Origin of the sequence: Bacillus sp. FSL R10-2780, assembly GCF_038006125.1 — a bacterium.
Classification (GTDB): Bacteria; Bacillota; Bacilli; order Bacillales; family Bacillaceae_G; genus Bacillus_A; species Bacillus_A cereus_U.
The window spans coordinates 733,072-752,646 of sequence record NZ_JBBOUQ010000001.1; the positions used below are offsets into that span (position 1 = coordinate 733,072).

A 19,575-nucleotide genomic window follows, 5' to 3' on the forward strand; every position below is an offset into this window, starting at 1 on the left:
AAACCTTACTTTTAAGAGTGAGGTTTCTTTTTTATATAAATTCTATTAAACCGATTTTAATAAAGAATAAAAATTCGTATCATATGGAATATCATCTTGATACATATAATTTTTCAGAACACCTTCTTTTTCAAATCCTAATTTTAAAAGCACTTTATTTGACGCTTCGTTTTCAAGAAAGACAATTGCACCGATTCGTTTTAAATGTAGCGTGTGGAAACCATATGATATAACTTCAGAAACCGCTTCAGTGGCATATCCATTTCCCCAGTATTCAGGGAGAAAGGCATAACTTATATTTGCTCGTTTATGCTCAGAAGACCAATCGTGAAAACCAATTGTTCCAATGAGCCCTTTCTTGTCTTTTAATTCGATGCCCCATTTAATACCGCTTCTTGCGTTGTAACTCAACTTAAAATTATTAAGGATTTGTTTTACTTGATCCAAATTTTGTAATGGCTTTTGGCCATAATGGCGCAGGACATCGGTATTCGAAAAGCAATGTAATATACCCGGTGCATCTTCTTCAGTAAGTTCTCGTAAAATAAGTCGCTCAGTTTTTAATATAGGAAACATGCCTTCACTCCTGTTCATGTGAAACTAGAATGTATTTGTTATTATATAATTTAATCTGAAAATAAAGATTTTTCAAGGTGTAAGGATGATTTTCAGTCAATGGCAGGAAATCACATTTATATACAGCTAGATGAAACAGGAACATTTTTATTTCTCGCCCACTTAAAGAAAGGTTCAATTAAAGTTAAAGAAGGACAACACGTAAATGAAGGGGAGGCTCTTGCTCAAGTCGGTAACTCAGGAAGTTCAAGTGAACCACATTTACATATTCATCATCAGAGGCAGGATCCATCTAATACGAGTATGTTTCTTACGGAAGGATTACCGCTATACTTTCGAACTGAAAAAGGGGCGATGATGCCGGAAAGAGGTACATACATAAGTGGTAATTAGAAGAAATTTATTTCGCTGAAAAAGGGTATTCCAAATTAAAATTGGAATACCCTTTTTCATTAACCAACAAATGTTTGATACAGTAAGAAAATATTTAAAACGATAACGAGTGCAGCGATTAACCATGCGATGAATGTTGTTATACGGTGGTTAACGAGTGCGCCCATAATCTTTTTATTACTTGTAAACATAATAAGTGGTACTAATGCAAACGCAATACCGAATGATAATACAACTTGGCTCATTACAAGAGCGTAAGTTGGGTTTACGCCTAAAGCGATAATAACGAGAGGCGGAATCATCGTTATAAATCGGCGTAAATATAACGGAATATGCATGCGAATGAATCCTTGCATAATAATATCACCGGACATTGTACCGACAGAAGAGCTAGATAATCCGGCTGATAAGAGTCCAATTCCAAATAAAGCAGCGGATACAGGACCGACTAAATTACTAAATTGATTGAAAGCAACATCAAGATCTTCAACATGTAGACCATTTTTAAAGAATAGTGCAGCAGCAACAATTAGCATACTTGCGTTAATAGCTCCAGCGATAACCATCGCAATAATAATGTCAATGAATTCGAAGCGGAAAATCTTTTTCTTTTGTTCATCATTTGTTCCGACTACGCGGCGCTGTGTTAAGGCCGAATGTAAATAAATTGCGTGCGGCATTACTGTCGCGCCTAAAATTCCAGCTGCTAAAAGAATACTATCCACACCTTGGAATTTTGGAGTAAATAGTCCTGAAAGAAGAGGGCTTAATTCCGGTTTTGCGTAAAAGACTTGGATACCAAAAGCGATAACAACGATAAAAATCATCCCTGTAATAATAGCTTCTAATGGACGAAAGCCTCTGCGTTGAAATTCAAGAATAATAAATGATCCAACCGCTGTAATTAAAGCAGCTGGTAACATCGGAATTCCAAATAGTAAGTATAAGCCGAGTGCTGCCCCGATAAATTCAGCTAAATCTGTAGCCATAATAACGAGTTCCCCTTGTATCCATAAACCGATGGAAACTGGTTTGGGGAAGTTTTCGCGAGCTACTTCAGGAAGGTTTCTTCCAGTAGCGATTCCTAATTTAGCTGATAAAGTTTGGATTAATACAGCCATTAAATTAGAAGCGAGTATTACCCAAAGTAATAAATACCCATATTGGGATCCAGCAGCAATATTCGTTGCGAAATTCCCAGGATCAATATAAGCAACTGATGCGATAAAAGCAGGGCCTAAGAATGGTAACAGTCTTTTAAATCCTTTTGTTTGTCCACTTAACGCTAAATGAGCTGATTGAACTGTTGTACTTTGAGAAGGGACTTGTTCATCTTTTGATATATTTTTATTCATAGTAGTGTTCACCTTATTCTTACTCATTATTTCAATACATTTAGATATGTTATGTGATGATTTTATTTGAACATAAAAGTTTCCTTAATGCAAATTATATGACTGTGTGCAATGAATGGTGTGACGATGCAAAAACATTTTGGGAGTTTATGGTTGTTGAATAAGGGAGAAGATAATAAATTATAGGGTTGTTTTTGAAATTTATGTGAACATACAGCCTATATTACAGCATATTAATTGATGGAAATGGAATTGTATGATATATAATATATTGGGATTACAATCTAACCGTAGTGTTTTGTTCTGTAATCTTGTTTTTATTTCTGTTAACTTATAGAAAAAATTGTAAATAGAAGAAAATAGGCTAAGTACAATTTTGTATATATTTTCTTATTATATATGTTTTGATATGAACGTTAACTTATACATGATTTTAAAATTTAGATAGGTGGTAGAACTACATTGGCAACTACAAAACCATATAGAGTATTACTATATTACATGTACACAACAATTGAAAATCCAGAAGAATTTGCTGAACAGCATTTAGAATTTTGTAAATCACTTGAGTTAAAAGGAAGAATTCTTGTAGCGACAGAAGGAATTAATGGAACTTGTTCTGGAACTGTTGAGCAAACAGAGAAATACATGGAAGTAATGAACAATGATCCACGTTTTGCTGGAATCGTTTTTAAAATTGATGAGGCGGATGAGCATGCATTTAAGAAAATGCACGTACGTCCTCGCCCAGAGTTAGTTACACTTCGCTTGGAAGACGACATTAACCCAAAAGAAATGACTGGGAAATATTTAGAACCAACAGAATTCTATGAGGCAATGAAACAAGAAAATACAGTTATCATTGATGCACGAAATGATTATGAGTTTGATTTAGGACACTTTAAAGGTGCGATCAAACCAGATATTGAATCATTCCGTGAATTACCAGATTGGATTAGAGAAAACAAAGAAACACTTGAAGGTAAAAAGATTTTAACGTACTGTACAGGTGGAATTCGCTGTGAGAAATTCTCTGGTTGGTTAGTTCGAGAAGGCCATGAAGATGTAAGTCAGCTTCACGGCGGAATTGTAACGTACGGAAAAGACCCAGAGGTACAGGGTGAACTTTGGGATGGTCAATGTTACGTATTTGATGAGCGTATCGCTGTACCAGTAAACCAAAAAGAACATGTTATCGTTGGTAAAGATCATTTTACAGGTGAACCTTGTGAGCGCTATGTAAACTGTGCAAATCCAGAATGTAACAAGAAAATTTTATGTTCTGAAGAAAGTGAAGCAAAACATTTACGTGCATGTTCTCATGAATGTCGTGTACACCCACGTAATCGTTATATCGTGCAACACGAATTAACAGAAGAGCAAGTAGCTGCTACATTAGAAAAAATCGAAGCAGGGAAGTAAGCAGAATTAGCTAAATAAAAAAACAGATGGTAGCATCGTGCTGCCATCTGTTTTTTTATTTACTTTGTATCTTCTTTCTCTTTAACAGCAGATAATACAGTTTGTTTTACCCATGCTTTTCTTCTTCTATGCTGTATAGCCCATTGGTATAAACCTTGTGCACCTAAAATGAGGGAAATGACTATACCGCTAATCGCTATTAAAAGAGCAAAATATTCAAGGGGTGAAGATATATGATTTGAATCAGTGTTTTTTAAAAGGTCAATCATAGTAAACCCTAACATTTGGCCTACTACAGAGTAGAGCGTTAAAATTAATAATAAAAGGCTATCTTTTTTAGAAGCAACATTTTCTTGATATTTAAACAAACTATCAAGATTTTGTTTCGCGTTCGTATATAGTATTTCAATGTTGAAAAGTTTTCTTAAGCGAAAGAAAATATCTTCACTTTGTGATTGAGATACTAATTCTAAAGAAAAATAGTTAGCTGTAAACGAATTGATAGAGTAAATTAACTTCTCTATCTCATTTGTATCTTGTTCAATATTTAGTTCAGCATAGGCGTTTGCCATCTTTAATAAAACAACTTTATGAAATAAATTTAATAATAAAGCGTAATAAAACTCCCCGTACATTTGACTAGCAAGTTTAGTGACTGCTTGTTCACCTTCATTTGTAATACATGTGAAAATATGTTCTTCCATAATAAAGTAACGGTTAGGAGCCCATCTTTGATAAGAATGTTTTGTTAAATAATCGTGAATATAAGGAACATTATTTGCACTAATATATGGCTTACCATCATCTGATAATCCGGAAAGACTGGAAGCTCGATATACATCGACTACATGAAGGTCTGACTCTTTGTTTATGGATAATAAAGTTTGTACATACATTCGCTGGTCTTCAAAGAAAGGGAATGTTTGAAAGTAAGAACTCCGCAATCTCTTGTTCTCAAAGAAGTTTGTTAAACCATGAAATAAATCACCGAATATAAGTTTTTCTACTTGTGAATATTTTTTTCCATCACATTCAATACAAATAGTCTCAGTCGTATCACTTTTAGTTTCAAGTACACGGAAGCGAGCCGCGAATTCAATCGCTTCTGATAATGTCATGTTTGGAGCGGTTTTTATTTCTGTCCGAATTGTTAAGAACCCAAGCTCATAAGGACAAAGTGTTACATCAATAGAATGTATCTTGAATGGAACGGAAATAAGGTTAGTTGTTAAATGTCCATTTAAATTAAGGTCTTTAGAATAGCGCTGTAATCCTTTTTGATGTTCTGAATGAGGAAAGAGAATTTTATTTGTAAAGGAAAGATAGTATGCTTCCATATTTTGATGTGAAACTTGAAATTTCCCGTAATATGTATTTTCATCTTCAAGATGATCGAGTCGAAAAGGTCGAAAATCATTTTTTTGTAAGAAAGGGAACATATTTTGTTCATATCCAGTTTTAAACGAAAACGGGAATATAAATTGAAATATAGCTGTTGTTACATCTTTTTCTTCGATTGTTTGTATTGCCTCCATCTACATTGTTTCCTTTCCATATAAGCTATAGAAACAACATGCCCAATTTTCCTATTAAATAACCTCTCGTTTTCACTAGTTTAAGAATGAAAATTCAGCTTATTTAATAGGAGACATGTATAATATTATGTATACTAAAACTAGTGTGATTGTTTTATGAAAAGGGGGATGTAGTATGCGCATTTTAGTATTAGGAGCTGGTGGCGTCGGCGGATTTTTTGGTGGCCGATTAGTAGAAAAGGGAGAAGATGTTACATTTCTCGTTCGCAGCAAAAGAAAACAGCAATTAGAGGAAAAAGGACTTGTTATTCGTAGTGTTAATGGAGATTTTTCCTTTCAACCGAAACTGATAACGAAAGAAGATAGAACTTCTCCATTTGATGTGATTTTATTTTCAACAAAGGCGTATCATTTAAACGACGCGACCATAGATTTAAAGCCGTTTGTAGGTGAAAATACAGTCATAATTCCATTGTTAAATGGTATCGCTCATTTATCACTATTACAAAAGGAATTCGGTGAAGAAAAAGTGATTGGTGGTTTATGCTTTATCGAGACGACGTTAAACGATCAAGGAGAAATTGTACAAACTAGTGCTGCAAACAGACTTGTATTTGGGGAAATTAAGCCTCAAGATTCAGAGAGAATAAAGCCTATTTCTAAAGCATTTGCAGGTACAAAAGCTAGTTTTGTTTTAAGTGAAAATATTACGCAAGATATGTGGCATAAATATTTATTTATCACTGTAATGTCAGGTGTGACAACATTAATGCGTGCACCAATAGGACCGATTCGTGAGAGTGAAGGTGGACGTGATTTTATCCGAAACTTATTTGAGGAATCTGTGCAAATTATGAGGGCATTGGGGGCTCCGGTTAAAGATAATATTATTGAGGACCATATGAAAACGATTGATAAAATTTCTTATGATATGAAGTCATCTATGCAGCGTGATATGGAAAAAGGCTCGCTCATCGAAGGGGAACATTTACAAGGATACTTACTGGATGTAGCAGAACAATTTTCTATAGAAGCACCTTCATTAGGTGCTGTATATCAAAATTTGAAAGTGTATGAGGAAACGACCTTTAATAAATCCATAATATAATTAGATGTATGAAATAATAAAAAAGATAGCAATATATAAGTGTATTGCTATCTTTTTTATTTGAGTATGACAAATTATTTGTTTCTTTTAATTCTTTCTGTCAAATTTATTTCCTGTTCGCGTTTACCATATAACTGATTAATTTCATTTGCTACTGCATCTAAATATGAGTCAGAAAAAAGCGGTTTCTTCTTTTTAGACATACGGGTCTCCTTTAAGGGTTTTTTAGTATTCATTATGTATATTTATCGGCGGATTATGCGCAATCATTTAAAATTTTTTATTTTTAAAAATTTTTGTTTACATTTTAAAAATAAAGGAGTATTATAATCCACAGTTTCAATTTTCTAAATCGCTTAAACCGCATGGTGCGGGGGACCCGTTTTAATGAATTAGTGCATAATTCAATGGGGTGAATCCTTGAAAAAGGTAGGGCTACTCAAAGGCCCGAATCCGACAGCTAACCTCGTAAGCGTTATATTGAGAAGGAAGGTGGAGCTTGTGCGACAAAAAATATAATGTCTACAAGTCTATTTCTTGACGGCTTGTAGACATTTTTTGTTTTCTAAAAAAGTTTATGGGCTGAAACAAGCAGAAAAGTTCGTACAAAATTATTGGAGAGTGGACAGCAGTGGTTTCATCTATTAAAAGATTTTTAATTGGAAGACCGTTAAAATCAACTGAGTTAGGGGAGCAAAAGCTCAATAAAACGAAGGCGCTAGCAATTTTGTCTTCTGACGCATTGTCATCGGTTGCATATGGTCCAGAACAAATATTAATTGCTTTAGCAGGACTTGGAGCAATAGCTTATTGGTATTCCATTCCGATAGCTGTTGGGGTATTAGTATTATTGACAGCTCTTATTTTATCTTATCGTCAAATTATTTTTGCTTACCCTCATGGTGGGGGCGCATATGTTGTATCAAAAGAAAACTTAGGGATGAATCCAGGCTTAATAGCTGGTGGATCTTTATTAGTCGATTATATTTTAACTGTTGCAGTAAGTGTATCTGCAGGTACAGATGCGCTCACATCTGCTTTTCCTAGCTTACATGCACATAATGTAATCATTGCGATTATATTTGTCATATTGATTACTATCTTAAATTTAAGGGGCGTAACGGAATCAGCTTCCGTTTTAGCATATCCGGTTTATTTATTTGTTCTAGCTTTATTTATATTAATTGGTGTAGGGGTATACAATATTTTAACTGGTCAAGTTTCACCCACGCTGCATTCGCCAATTGGAACACCAGTCGCGGGAATTAGTTTATTTCTACTGTTAAGAGCATTCGCATCAGGTAGTTCTGCATTAACAGGTGTTGAAGCAATTTCTAATGCAATTCCAAACTTTAAGGATCCTGCACCTAATAATGCAGCAAAAACATTGCTTGCAATGGGTGCATTACTTGCGGTTTTATTCACAGGAATTGTCTTTTTAGCTTATTATTACGGAGTTACACCGAGTAAGGAAGTAACAGTCGTATCTCAAATAGCTGAACAAACATTTGGGCGTAATTTCATGTACTATTTCATACAAGGTACAACAGCTTTAATATTAATTCTTGCTGCTAACACAGGTTATTCTGCATTTCCGTTATTAGCAGTTAATCTTGCAAAAGATAAGTTTATACCGAGAATGTTTACAATTAGAGGAGACCGCCTAGGTTATTCAAACGGTATTATTATACTTGGGATTTCTTCGATTATTTTAATTGTAGCTTTTCAGGGGAAAACAGAACACTTGATTCCGCTATATGCAGTAGGGGTATTTATTCCGTTTACACTTTCCCAAACTGGAATGGTACTAAAATGGCTTCGTGAAAAGCCTGAAGGATGGATTTTACGTTTAACGATTAATTTAATTGGTGCAGTTATTAGTTTTATCGTAATGAGTATGTTCTTTTTAACTAAGTTCGCACAAGTTTGGTCAATCCTTATTTTCTTACCTTTCATTATCTTCTTGTTCCATCGAATTAAGAAGCATTATGATGCAGTGGGCGATCAATTAAGTTTAAAAACTTGTGAACGGATTGTTCCGATTGAGGGGAATGTAATTGTCGTTCCTGTAGCTGGTATGACTCATGTAGTAGAAAATTCACTGAACTATGCTAAAGCTCTTTCTGCAGATCAAGTTATCGCTGTGTATGTTGCTTTTGACAGAGAAGAGGAAAAGAAATTTGAAGAGAAATGGGAGAAGTGGCAACCTGAAGTAAGGCTTGTTACATTACATTCTCATTATAGAAGTATTATTCAGCCGCTAACAAAATTTATTGATACAGTACAATATAAGGCGAGTGAATCAAATTACCGAGTTACGGTCGTTATACCACAGTTTATTCCGAAAAAAGGTTGGCATAACATTCTTCATAATCAGTCTAGTTTACTCATTCGTGCGTATTTACTCTATAAAAGAAATGTTGTTATTACGACAGTACCGTATCATTTGAAAAAGTAAGGGAATTTTTTAAGGATAACTTCACGAAAGTGAAGTTATCCTTTTTTGTGCATATACTATGCATAATTGCATACGGGTTCAAAAGATATATTAATATAACATTATCAGTTATGAGTAAGCAGTGTTTTTTGTTGTGATATATGGATATTTTAATTGAGAAAGTTAATCGGATTTTATTTTGGAATAAAGACATGAGTTCTTGAAAATAAAGGGAATGAAAATACTTCTTTACGATGGATTAATAGCTGTGTTTAAATGACCTTACAGTACAAAACTTACATGAAAACAAAACGAAATTTCATACTTTCGTACGTTAATTAGTTTAAAATGAATAATATTTTTATGTAATATATTCACTGTATGAATGTGGAAATTGCGATAAAATAGAACACTTATACAATATTATTCATACTAAGCACATATGAAAAGTTATGGAATGTTTTATAACAATAAGTAAGTACTGTAGCAATAAAATTTGAGAGAGGTGGTTAGTACATGAATCACGGTGAGAACGTTCTCGGTTTTTAACCATCTCAAATAATGTGCAAGAAAATAGAATAATAAAATGCGATAGTAATAGTTGCTAATACATAGGAGGAGTTAAAGTGAAAAAGACTTTAATTACAGGGTTATTGGTTACAGCAGTATCTACGAGTTGTCTTGTTCCTGTAAGCGCTTACGCTAAGGGGGGGCAAACAGAAGTGAAAACAGTATATGCGCAAAATGTAATTGCTCCAAATACATTATCAAATTCAATTAGAATGTTAGGGTCACAGTCACCACTTATACAAGCATACGGATTAGTTATTTTGCAACAACCAGACATTAAGGTAAACGCTATGAGTAGTTTGACGAATCATCAAAAGTTTGCAAAGGCGAATGTACGAGAGTGGATTGATGAATATAATCCGAAGTTAATCGACCTAAATCAAGAGATGATGAGATATAGCACTAGATTTAATAGCTATTATAGTAAGCTATATGAACTAGCAGGAAAAGTAAATGAAGATGAACAAGCAAAAGCAGATTTCACAAGCGCATATGGAAAATTGCAAGTGCAAGTACAAAGCATCCAAGAGAGTATGGAGCAAGATTTATTAGAGTTAAATCGATTTAAATCGGTATTAGACAAAGATAGTAACAACTTATCAATTAAAGCTGATGAGGCAATAAAAACACTTCAAGGATCAAGTGGAGATATTGTGAAATTAAGAGAAGATATTAAAAGAATTCAAGGGGAAATTCAAGCTGAACTAACTATTATTTTGAATAGACCTCAAGAAATTATTAAAGGTTCTATTAATATCGGTAAACAAGTATTTACAATCACAAATCAAACTGCACAAACGAAAACAATCGATTTTGTTTCTATTGGTACTTTAAGTAATGAAATTGTAAATGCTGCAGATAGTCAAACGAGGGAAGCAGCTCTTCGTATTCAGCAAAAGCAAAAAGAGCTATTACCACTTATTCAAAAGTTATCACAAACTGAATCAGAGGCGACTCAAATTACATTCGTTGAAGATCAAGTAAGTAGCTTTACAGAACTAATTGATCGCCAAATCGCAACTTTAGAAACGTTATTAACAGATTGGAAAGTTTTAAATAATAATATGATCCAAATTCAAACAAATATTGAAGAAGGCACGTATACAGACAATAGTTTACTTCAAAAACATTTCAATCAACTCAAAAAAGTAAGTGATGAAATGAATAAGCAAACGAATCAATTTGAAGATTACGTTACAAACGTTGAAGTACATTAAACAGAAAAATAATTAACGATATAGGGAGAGAAGAGAAATGACGAAAAAACCTTATAAAGTAATGGCTCTATCAGCACTTATGGCAGTATTTGCAGCAGGGAACATTATGCCGGCGCATACTTATGCAGCTGAAAGTACAGTGAAACAAGCTCCAGTTCATGCGGTAGCAAAAGCTTATAATGACTATGAAGAATATTCATTAGGACCAGAAGGCCTGAAAGATGCAATGGAAAGAACAGGTTCAAACGCTTTAGTAATGGATCTGTACGCTTTAACAATTATTAAACAAGGTAATGTTAACTTTGGTAATGTATCGTCAGTTGATGCAGCTTTAAAAGGAAAAGTGATTCAGCATCAAGATACAGCTAGAGGAAATGCGAAACAATGGTTAGATGTAATGAAGCCACAGCTTATTTCAACGAATCAAAATATCATTAACTACAATACGAAGTTCCAAAACTATTATGATACTTTAGTTGCTGCGGTAGATACAAAGGATAAAGCAACTCTTACGAAAGGTCTAACTAGATTATCAAGTAGTATTAATGAAAATAAAGCGCAAGTAGATCAGTTAGTAGAAGACTTGAAGAAATTCCGAAATAAAATGACTACAGATACTCAAAATTTCAAGGGAGATGCAAATCAAATTACATCTATCTTAGCTAGTCAAGATGCTGGAATTCCGCTTCTGCAAAATCAAATTACAACGTATAATGAAGCAATTAGTAAATATAATGCAATTATTATCGGCTCATCTGTTGCGACAGCTTTAGGACCAATTGCAATTATCGGTGGTGCAGTTGTTATTGCTACGGGAGCAGGAACGCCGCTAGGAATCGCACTAATTGCAGGTGGTGCAGCAGCTGTAGGTGGTGGTACTGCAGGAATCGTATTAGCGAAGAAAGAGCTTGATAATGCACAGGCAGAAATTCAAAAGATAACAGGACAAGTTACAACTGCCCAATTAGAAGTGGCAGGATTAACAAACATTAAAACACAAACAGAATATTTAACAAATACGATTGACACTGCAATTACAGCGTTGCAAAACATTTCAAATCAATGGTATACAATGGGATCAAAATATAATTCTTTACTTCAAAATGTAGATTCAATTAGTCCAAACGACCTTGTTTTTATTAAAGAAGATTTAAACATTGCGAAAGATAGCTGGAAGAACATTAAAGACTATGCAGAAAAAATTTATGCTGAAGATATTAAAGTAGTAGATACGAAAAAAGCATAATAACAATTAAACTGTTATAGCATTACGTATAGATAAAATATTTATTAAATAATAGAGAGCTCCTGTTCAGTAGTGAGCAGGAGCTTTTTTTACCTCTAACGTTTCATATCCTCATAAAAAGAATAGGTGATAAGTATGCGTAATAATTTCTATAAAAAATGCCTTTTAACGATAATGATTGCTGGAGTCGCAACGAGTAATGCGTTTCCTTTACATCCTCTTGCAGCAGAACAAAACGTAAAAACATTACAAGAAAATGCAAAAAATTATTCTCTCGGACCAGCAGGGTTCCAAGATGTAATGGCGCAAACGACATCGAGCATATTCGCAATGGATTCATATGCAAAATTAATTCAAAATCAGCAAGAGACTGATTTGAGTAAAATAAGTTCAATTAATGGTGAGTTTAAAGGGAATATGGTTCAGCATCAAAGAGATGCAAAAATTAACGCGGCTTATTGGTTAAATAATATGAAACCTCAAATTATGAAAATGGATCAAAATATTATTGATTATAATAATACTTTTCAAACGTACTATAATGACATGCTATTAGCTATCGATCAAAAAGATAGTGGTAAATTAAAAGCGGATATAGAAAAGTTGTATGCGGACATTTTAAAGAATCAAAATGAGGTAGATGTATTATTAGGAGATTTAAAAGCTTTTCGCGATAGAATGGCGAAAGATACAAATAGTTTTAAAGAGGATACAAATCAATTAACCTCGATTTTGGCGAGTACGAATGCTGGTATTCCAGCTCTAGAGCAACAAATAAATACATATAATGATTCGATCAAAAAGAGTAATGATATGGTCATTGCTGGTGGTGTACTTTGCGTAGCGCTAATAACTTGTCTTGCTGGCGGACCAATGATTGCGATTGCGAAAAAAGACATTGCAAATGCAGAAAGAGAAATAGCTAATTTAAAGGATAGAATTTCAGGAGCGCAAGCAGAAGTGGCAATTTTGACAGATGTGAAAAATAAAACAACAAATATGACAGAAACAATTGATGCAGCAATTACGGCACTGCAAAATATATCAAATCAATGGTATACGGTAGGTGCAAAATATAATAATTTACTACAAAACGTAAAAGGAATTAGCACTGAAGAGTTTACCTTTATAAAAGAAGATTTAAATACGGCGAAAGATAGCTGGAAGGATGTAAAGGATTATACAGAAAAATTACATGAAGGCGTGACGAAATAAACAGCGGACTAGTGCCGCTGTTTATTTTTTATCCCGTTTTTTGTGAGAGCCGAGCTTGTAATTTTACCCATAAGTTTGCCGTGTGTTTTATCAATGTAGCTTTGGGATAATGTTTGGTCAAATTGATACTAATAACCTCGATAAACTCCTGATCACGCTTTTTATATTTAATGTTTTAAGGGAAAAAGCTATACTATAAGCAAAACTAAAAATTGGAAAGGAAATACTAAAACATGGAAAATTATTTATTATTTATCCTTACAGCAATCCTAATCATAATAATGCCTGGTCCCGGTTTTGCCTTAGTTACAAAAAACACTATCTCGCATGGTAGAAATGGTGGGATAAGGACCGTCTTAGGAACGGTATCTGGAATGATGATTCATACAATAATGGCTACACTAGGACTCTCTGCTATCCTAATGAAATTTGCTATGCTATTTACATTAATAAAATATGCTGGGGCTTTTTATTTAATTTACTTAGCTGTAAAGTCAATTAAAAGTGCCTTTTCTAAAAAAGAAGATATGTCAGGTTCAGTGGAAATGAACTCTAAGGATATTGGTACGATTAAAAGTTTTAGACAAGGATTTACCACGGCAATCTTAAATCCGAAAACGGCTGTATTTTTCCTAAGTTTTCTACCCCAATTTATTGTGAGCAATCAAAGTCATCTCTTCCAATTTCTGTTGTTAGGACTCACATTTACGACTTTGACAGCAACATGGTATTTACTTTATATTTCACTAATACGTCAATTAAGAACTTTTTTAAGAAAAGAAAAAGTGAACCGTACAATAGAGGGTATTACTGGCACAGTATTATTAGTATTTGGAGTTAGGTTATTTTTCCAAAAATAAATATGTATATGAAAAGAGAAATAATCAATGGCGGTTATTTCTCTTATTCACTTATTCTAAAACTACCATTATAGATTTCTAGAGGTGAGATGATTTTTTGTTGGGTATTTATGTTACTATCACTGTAAAAATTGTGAAGAAATGTACTTAAACTAACGGGGCAGGATAGTTGAATAAGAATAAAAATATTTTTATAAGTTAAATTTATTGAATATCATAAAATATTTATAATTAAACTTTTTTCTAAATCAACACTCGATGGCGATGTGGTGTTACCTCAAATATAATTATTTTATTTGAAGGTCTCATTTTAATTTTTTCAAATCTTTTCATAGGTTGATATACAAAGACGTGTAGTGATAAGCCTATAACTGCAGTAATGTTTAAAATAATACTTATAATCATTAAAGACCATTCTATAACTGGAGAAAAGTATCCGTCCGTACTTAATGTAGAAGAACTTACAGCCATTCCGAACGAGAAAGCCCATCGCCTTTAGGCATGGGATAGCACACCATGCCTATGAACTTAAGAACAGAAACTTACGCTTGAACATAATATCAAATTTAGATGAGCAAAGCTATTTCAAGTGAATAGAATCCACTCTTTAAGAATACATAAAATATATACATACAAGCTTAGTCTGATCACTACATCATTAGTGAAAGTAGGATTCTATAGATTTTGGAGGAAGAGATATGAAAAAAAAGGTTCTCCTGTTTACAGATTTGGGGATTGATGATGCGTTTGCTATACTGTACACCTTTTTTCGTAAAGACATTCAACTTGTAGGAATTGTAGCCGATTATGGAAATGTATCCAGAGAAAATGCAATAAGAAATATTAACTATTTGAAGTACATTGCGGGAAGAGAAGAGATACCCGTATTCCTTGGTGCTTCTGTACCGTTGACAGGTATATTGATTCAGTATTTCCCTGAGGTACATGGAAAAGTCGGATTAGGACCTATCATTCCCCCTGAAATTTCATATCCAGTTTATCCTTTAAATGATATTTATCAAATTATAGAATCAAATTTAGAAGATCTTACAATTATCAATTTAGGAAGACTTTCTTCGCTAGCTACGACTTTTGTGTTGAATTTAGAAACAATGCGAAACGTAAGAGAATGCATTTGCATGGGGGGAGCTTTTTTCTATCCAGGTAACGTAACTGCTGTGGCTGAAGCTAACTTTTACTCAGACCCTTATGCAGCAAACTTAATTCTGCAGCATGCAAAGAACTTGACAATTATTCCTTTAAATGTGACTCAACATGCGATTGTTACACCCGAAATGGTCCAGCAAATTGATGCATTTCATCGGAATACACAGGACCTTGCAGGACTCATCATCAAACCTATGTTAGACTATTATTATAAATTCTACTCCAAGTCTAATCCTGGTATAAGTGGAAGCCCTATGCATGATTTTGTAACAGTGTGGTATTTGCTGAATCAAGAGGCTGTTGGCCTTTCAAGAGTACCCATTAAAGTAATTCCTGATCAAGGAGAAGGATTTGGTCAAAGTATTGCAGACTTTCGTTTTGCTACTAATCCAGGCTATAAAGCGCATAATGTAGCTTTTCAGCTTGATTATGAAAGATTCAAGAAGGATATTATGGAAACGTTTTTAAAGAAGAGAGTGTAAAAGACTTTATTAACTTCAGATAATAGGGATTATTTGAATGAAATGCCACTTCACTTAACGTACAGGAATTCGACTTTTTTAGGTTGAAATTCGCTTAGCATATAAAACTTCCAAAATGTTGGCTGTATCCCATCACTATCAAGCTAACAAAACAAAATCCCCCTAAAATGAAAAATCCGCTGACTTCTCAAAGTAATTAACTGTAGTGAAAGAAAATTTTTATTTTGGGGTACATTAAAACTTTAGTTTGATGGCCATGGGGTCTCGCCATCAAAACGTGAATTTCGTACGCTAAGGAATTTCTATGTTAAAAAACTTGGTTTTACCGTACGTTAAGGAAGTTCCATAAATAATATTCAATGTTTGTTATTGAAGGGTTTTGTTATCGTTACTACAGAAAGAACAAAAAGAATGAATTGAATATGAATCGATTTATCCAGCTATTTGCGGGCAGTAAGACTCCCACCTCAAAATTCGGGGAATGCGGGGGATTTAGGTGGGAGATCAACTGCCCGTAAAAGCCCGATTGGTGAGGGCTAATAATCAGTGGGGGATGGACACCCCCCCCACTGATTAAAGTTTCACTTTATCTGCTTCAAGATCATCTGTATTGAGTTTATGAAGCTACACAATAAAGTTTCATTGTATATACTAAGTGGAATAGAAGTTTAGGTGGATAAAATTCGGTAGTCGAAATTTCTTGCATAAAGCTGTATAATGCTTGTAACGAAAGGGAAATACAGGAAAGGGTTTGTAATAAGTTACTATGGAAAAAGATAAACAACAGTTAAGCGTTGAAGTTGCAAGATTATATTATCAATCAGATTATAGTCAGCAAGAAATTGCTAACAAATTAAATATTTCAAGACCGACGATCTCTAGATTATTAAAGTACGCAAAAGAAAAAGGATTTGTTCAAATTAGCATAGCCGATCCGTTTGCTGATTTAGATAACGTTGGGAATTTACTTAAAGAAAAGTACAACCTGTTAGAAGCGCATGTCGTATTTTCTCCAGTACCAGAATATGCAACGATTACGGAGTATATTAGTAAGTATGCTGCTGAGTATATGGAAAAGACCGTGAAAACTGGTGATATCGTTGGTGTAAGCTGGGGAATGACGATGTATGAAATCGCTAGAAAAATCGTGCCGCAACATGTGAAAGGTGTAGAGGTTGTCCAATTAAAAGGTGGCATTAGTCACTCAAGTGTAAATACATATGCGAATGAGACGATTGCTTTATTTGCAGATGCTTTTCAAACGACGCCAAGAAATCTACCCCTTCCAGTTATATTTGATAATGCAGTGACAAAAGAATTAGTGGAGCAAGATAGACATATTCATCACATTATCGAAATGGGAAAACAAGCGAATATTGCAGTTTTCACTGTTGGAACAGTGCGAGACGAAGCGCTATTATTCCGATTAGGATATTTCGATAAGGATGAAACGAACATTTTGAAAAAACAATCGGTCGGTGACATTTGTTCACGTTTCTTTGATGGAGACGGAAATATTAGTAGCGAAGAAATTAATAAGCGTACAATTGGAATTGAGTTAGAGGAACTTAAATTAAAGAAACGTTCTATTTTAGTTGCAGGTGGTAATAGAAAAGTAAAAGCAATTGATGGTGCGTTACGTGGCGGGTATGCAAATGTATTAATTATCGATCAGCATACGGCGAAGGAATTGTTACATTATCAAAAAGGTTAGAAATAAAAGGCTTTCTCAAAATATTAATTTTGAGAAAGCCTTTTATTTTGTTATGTATAAATGATAGGAGTCCTTCTTGGAACACAAACTTCCTTTTTAAAAATAATTATGGATATTGAGATACATACTACCAGTGTTAACATAAAAGTTTTGATTTCAACTTGTGATGTATATGAATTGTTTCTCAGCTAGAATGCACCGTATCTACTACAAGAAATTCCCTTTTGTAAAAGAGTGAACAAAATTTCAAAAGTGTATTTACATTTGTTCAACTAAGAGTTAGAATGAAGTTGTTAAAAGATATGAGGAGTGAAGATAATGAACATTGCAAAGTTAATTGACCATACAATTTTAAAACCAAATTCTACTAAAGAAGATGTTATGAAAGTAATCGAAGAGGCAAAGCAATACAAATTTGCTTCAGTTTGTATTAATCCTACATGGGTAAAGCTAGCTGCTGAAGAATTAGCTGGACATGATGTAGACGTTTGTACTGTAATCGGTTTCCCATTAGGAGCAAGCACTACTGAAACAAAAGCATTCGAAACAAAAGATGCTATCGCAAAAGGTGCAACTGAAGTTGATATGGTAATCAACGTAGGTGCTTTAAAAGATGGCGACAATGAGTTCGTTGAGAAAGACATTTATGAAGTAGTACAAGCAGCAAAAGGAAAAGCTCTTGTAAAAGTAATCATTGAAACTTGCCTTCTAACAGATGAAGAAAAAGTTCGTGCTTGTGAATTATCAGTAAAAGCTGGTGCTGATTTCGTAAAAACTTCAACTGGATTCTCAACTGGCGGAGCAACTGCAGAAGATATCGCATTAATGCGTAAAACAGTTGGACCAAACGTTGGTGTAAAAGCATCTGGCGGCGTTCGTACACGTGAAGATGCAGACAAAATGGTAGAGGCTGGAGCTTCTCGCGTTGGAGCAAGTGCTAGTGTTGCAATCGTATTAAATGATGCAAAAGGTGCTACAGATAACTACTAATCAATAATGAAGTAAAGGGCAATAGATACACATTTAAAGTAAAGTGTATCTATTGCTTTAACAATTGAAAAAGATGTAAGCGGATACGAATGGGAGGAGACGGCTTATGAAATACTTAATCGGTGTTTTAGGCCTCGTATTGATTTTAGGTATTGCTTGGCTTGCTAGTAATGATAGAAAGAAAGTCAAATATCGCCCAATCATAACGATGGTTATATTACAATTCATTTTTGGGTTTTTATTATTAAATACAAGTGTAGGGAATATATTAATTAGCGGAATAGCAGATGGTTTTGGAGAATTATTAAAATATGCCGCTGATGGTGTGAATTTCGTATTTGGGGGATTAGTAAATCAAAAAGAGTTTTCATTCTTTTTAAGTGTATTAATGCCAATCGTATTTATATCAGCTTTAATAGGTATTTTACAACACATTAAAGTATTACCTATTATTGTGAAATCTATCGGTCTAGTATTAAGTAAAGTAAATGGAATGGGGAAACTAGAATCATATAACGCGGTAGCTTCTGCGATTTTAGGACAATCTGAAGTGTTTATTTCAGTTAAGAAACAACTAGGATTATTGCCAGAAAAAAGAATGTATACATTATGTGCATCTGCGATGTCTACCGTTTCTATGTCTATCGTTGGATCCTACATGGTGTTATTAAAACCGCAATATGTTGTAACCGCTTTAGTGCTTAACTTATTTGGTGGTTTTATTATCGCTTCTATTATTAATCCGTATGAGGTTACTGAAGAAGAAGATATGTTAGAAGTACAAGAAGAAGAGAAAAAGACCTTTTTTGAAGTATTAGGGGAATATATTATAGATGGATTTAAAGTTGCGATTACAGTAGCAGCTATGTTAATCGGTTTCGTTGCTCTTATCGCCTTTATTAATGCAGTATTTAAAGGTGTAATCGGTATCTCATTCCAAGAAATTCTTGGTTATGTATTTGCACCATTTGCATTTATTATGGGTGTACCTTGGCATGAAGCAGTTAATGCCGGAAATATTATGGCAACAAAATTAGTATCGAATGAATTTGTCGCTATGACAGATTTAGCACAAGGAAACTTTAATTTCTCAGCTAGAACGACAGCGATTATATCTGTATTCTTAGTATCGTTTGCAAACTTCTCTTCAATTGGGATTATTGCAGGGGCAGTTAAGAGCTTAAATGAAAAACAAGGGAATGTAGTCGCAAGATTTGGTTTGAAATTACTTTTTGGTGCAACATTAGTAAGTTTCTTATCAGCAACAATCGTTGGCTTATTATTTTAA

The 19,575-nt window shown here is 33.9% G+C and carries 16 protein-coding genes, 1 pseudogene and 1 riboswitch; of the genes and pseudogenes, 12 read left to right on the forward strand and 5 right to left on the reverse strand.

Translation table 11 applies throughout. The features are described from left to right. Nucleotides 1-45: 45 nt before the first annotated feature. Nucleotides 46-576 carry a GNAT family N-acetyltransferase gene (locus tag NSQ47_RS03865; protein WP_341036168.1) on the reverse strand — a complete coding sequence of 177 codons (531 nt, stop codon included), beginning with the start codon at nt 574-576 and terminating at the stop codon, nt 46-48. Nucleotides 577-657: 81 nt separating this feature from the next. Here NSQ47_RS03865 and NSQ47_RS03870 point away from each other — a divergent pair. Then, nucleotides 658-969: pseudogene (locus NSQ47_RS03870) on the forward strand (M23 family metallopeptidase); the annotation flags it as partial. Nucleotides 970-1,028: 59 nt separating this feature from the next. On the opposite strand, the gene NSQ47_RS03875 reads toward NSQ47_RS03870, so the two are convergent. Then, a complete protein-coding gene (locus tag NSQ47_RS03875) occupies nt 1,029-2,324 on the reverse strand; it encodes an Nramp family divalent metal transporter (protein WP_002158339.1) in 1,296 nt (431 codons plus the stop codon). Between the two features lie 462 nt (nt 2,325-2,786). Here NSQ47_RS03875 and trhO point away from each other — a divergent pair, with 462 nt between their 5' ends. Further along, nucleotides 2,787-3,746, forward strand: coding sequence for an oxygen-dependent tRNA uridine(34) hydroxylase TrhO (gene trhO, locus NSQ47_RS03880; RefSeq protein WP_002158338.1), 960 nt, complete (start codon nt 2,787-2,789; stop codon nt 3,744-3,746). A gap of 59 nt (nt 3,747-3,805) precedes the next feature. Here the strand turns inward: trhO and NSQ47_RS03885 are convergent, their stop codons facing one another. After that, the gene (locus NSQ47_RS03885; RefSeq protein WP_341036171.1) at nt 3,806-5,281 is read right to left on the reverse strand and encodes a hypothetical protein; all 1,476 of its coding nucleotides are present in this window, start codon (nt 5,279-5,281) and stop codon (nt 3,806-3,808) included. A 175-nt stretch (nt 5,282-5,456) separates the two neighbouring features. Here NSQ47_RS03885 and panE point away from each other — a divergent pair, with 175 nt between their 5' ends. Then, nucleotides 5,457-6,389 (forward strand): 2-dehydropantoate 2-reductase, encoded by a 933-nt coding sequence (gene panE / locus NSQ47_RS03890; protein WP_002158335.1) that lies wholly within the window; start codon nt 5,457-5,459, stop codon nt 6,387-6,389. Nucleotides 6,390-6,463: 74 nt separating this feature from the next. Here panE and NSQ47_RS03895 read toward each other — a convergent pair whose 3' ends face one another. Next, nucleotides 6,464-6,592, reverse strand: a complete 129-nt coding sequence (locus NSQ47_RS03895; RefSeq protein ID WP_000038255.1) for a hypothetical protein — start codon at nt 6,590-6,592, stop codon at nt 6,464-6,466. A 140-nt stretch (nt 6,593-6,732) separates the two neighbouring features. After that, nucleotides 6,733-6,879, forward strand: a riboswitch (cyclic di-AMP (ydaO/yuaA leader). Nucleotides 6,880-7,020: 141 nt separating this feature from the next. Here NSQ47_RS03895 and NSQ47_RS03900 point away from each other — a divergent pair. From NSQ47_RS03900 to NSQ47_RS03920, 5 genes are all read left to right on the forward strand, one after another. Beyond that, entirely contained in the window at nt 7,021-8,847 is a 1,827-nt protein-coding gene (locus NSQ47_RS03900; RefSeq protein ID WP_002158334.1) for an APC family permease, read from the forward strand. Nucleotides 8,848-9,452: 605 nt separating this feature from the next. Further along, nucleotides 9,453-10,613: a non-hemolytic enterotoxin NHE subunit A gene (nheA, locus tag NSQ47_RS03905; protein WP_341036172.1), complete on the forward strand. Its 1,161-nt coding sequence runs from the start codon at nt 9,453-9,455 to the stop codon at nt 10,611-10,613. A 37-nt stretch (nt 10,614-10,650) separates the two neighbouring features. Further along, nucleotides 10,651-11,859 carry a non-hemolytic enterotoxin NHE subunit B gene (gene nheB / locus NSQ47_RS03910; protein ID WP_002200902.1) on the forward strand — a complete coding sequence of 403 codons (1,209 nt, stop codon included), beginning with the start codon at nt 10,651-10,653 and terminating at the stop codon, nt 11,857-11,859. Nucleotides 11,860-11,994: 135 nt separating this feature from the next. Beyond that, complete coding sequence (gene nheC, locus NSQ47_RS03915; RefSeq protein ID WP_341036173.1) at nt 11,995-13,074, forward strand: non-hemolytic enterotoxin subunit C; 1,080 nt, start codon at nt 11,995-11,997, stop codon at nt 13,072-13,074. 233 nt (nt 13,075-13,307) lie between these two features. Beyond that, nucleotides 13,308-13,934 carry a LysE family translocator gene (locus tag NSQ47_RS03920; protein ID WP_002200900.1) on the forward strand — a complete coding sequence of 209 codons (627 nt, stop codon included), beginning with the start codon at nt 13,308-13,310 and terminating at the stop codon, nt 13,932-13,934. Nucleotides 13,935-14,177: 243 nt separating this feature from the next. Here the strand turns inward: NSQ47_RS03920 and NSQ47_RS03925 are convergent, their stop codons facing one another. Then, nucleotides 14,178-14,405, reverse strand: coding sequence for a hypothetical protein (locus tag NSQ47_RS03925; RefSeq protein WP_078182159.1), 228 nt, complete (start codon nt 14,403-14,405; stop codon nt 14,178-14,180). 227 nt (nt 14,406-14,632) lie between these two features. Here NSQ47_RS03925 and NSQ47_RS03930 point away from each other — a divergent pair, with 227 nt between their 5' ends. The 4 genes from NSQ47_RS03930 to NSQ47_RS03945 all read left to right on the forward strand — a co-directional run bounded on the left by NSQ47_RS03930 (nt 14,633) and on the right by NSQ47_RS03945 (nt 19,575). Further along, nucleotides 14,633-15,583 carry a nucleoside hydrolase gene (locus NSQ47_RS03930; RefSeq protein WP_002158329.1) on the forward strand — a complete coding sequence of 317 codons (951 nt, stop codon included), beginning with the start codon at nt 14,633-14,635 and terminating at the stop codon, nt 15,581-15,583. A gap of 766 nt (nt 15,584-16,349) precedes the next feature. Beyond that, complete coding sequence (locus NSQ47_RS03935) at nt 16,350-17,297, forward strand: sugar-binding transcriptional regulator (protein WP_002202408.1); 948 nt, start codon at nt 16,350-16,352, stop codon at nt 17,295-17,297. Nucleotides 17,298-17,615: 318 nt separating this feature from the next. Further along, the gene (deoC, locus tag NSQ47_RS03940) at nt 17,616-18,287 is read left to right on the forward strand and encodes a deoxyribose-phosphate aldolase (RefSeq protein WP_002012110.1); all 672 of its coding nucleotides are present in this window, start codon (nt 17,616-17,618) and stop codon (nt 18,285-18,287) included. 106 nt (nt 18,288-18,393) lie between these two features. Further along, complete coding sequence (locus NSQ47_RS03945; protein ID WP_341036175.1) at nt 18,394-19,575, forward strand: NupC/NupG family nucleoside CNT transporter; 1,182 nt, start codon at nt 18,394-18,396, stop codon at nt 19,573-19,575.

Bases quoted from the DNA above. Each gene is read 5' to 3' on its own strand.
- NSQ47_RS03865 (WP_341036168.1), bottom strand. From the start codon at position 576: ATGTTTCCTATATTAAAAACTGAGCGACTTATTTTACGAGAACTTACT.
- NSQ47_RS03875 (WP_002158339.1), bottom strand. From the start codon at position 2,324: ATGAATAAAAATATATCAAAAGATGAACAAGTCCCTTCTCAAAGTACA.
- NSQ47_RS03885 (WP_341036171.1), bottom strand. From the start codon at position 5,281: ATGGAGGCAATACAAACAATCGAAGAAAAAGATGTAACAACAGCTATA.
- panE (WP_002158335.1), top strand. From the start codon at position 5,457: ATGCGCATTTTAGTATTAGGAGCTGGTGGCGTCGGCGGATTTTTTGGT.
- NSQ47_RS03895 (WP_000038255.1), bottom strand. From the start codon at position 6,592: ATGTCTAAAAAGAAGAAACCGCTTTTTTCTGACTCATATTTAGATGCA.
- nheB (WP_002200902.1), top strand. From the start codon at position 10,651: ATGACGAAAAAACCTTATAAAGTAATGGCTCTATCAGCACTTATGGCA.
- nheC (WP_341036173.1), top strand. From the start codon at position 11,995: ATGCGTAATAATTTCTATAAAAAATGCCTTTTAACGATAATGATTGCT.
- NSQ47_RS03920 (WP_002200900.1), top strand. From the start codon at position 13,308: ATGGAAAATTATTTATTATTTATCCTTACAGCAATCCTAATCATAATA.
- NSQ47_RS03925 (WP_078182159.1), bottom strand. From the start codon at position 14,405: ATGGCTGTAAGTTCTTCTACATTAAGTACGGACGGATACTTTTCTCCA.
- NSQ47_RS03930 (WP_002158329.1), top strand. From the start codon at position 14,633: ATGAAAAAAAAGGTTCTCCTGTTTACAGATTTGGGGATTGATGATGCG.
- NSQ47_RS03935 (WP_002202408.1), top strand. From the start codon at position 16,350: ATGGAAAAAGATAAACAACAGTTAAGCGTTGAAGTTGCAAGATTATAT.
- deoC (WP_002012110.1), top strand. From the start codon at position 17,616: ATGAACATTGCAAAGTTAATTGACCATACAATTTTAAAACCAAATTCT.
- NSQ47_RS03945 (WP_341036175.1), top strand. From the start codon at position 18,394: ATGAAATACTTAATCGGTGTTTTAGGCCTCGTATTGATTTTAGGTATT.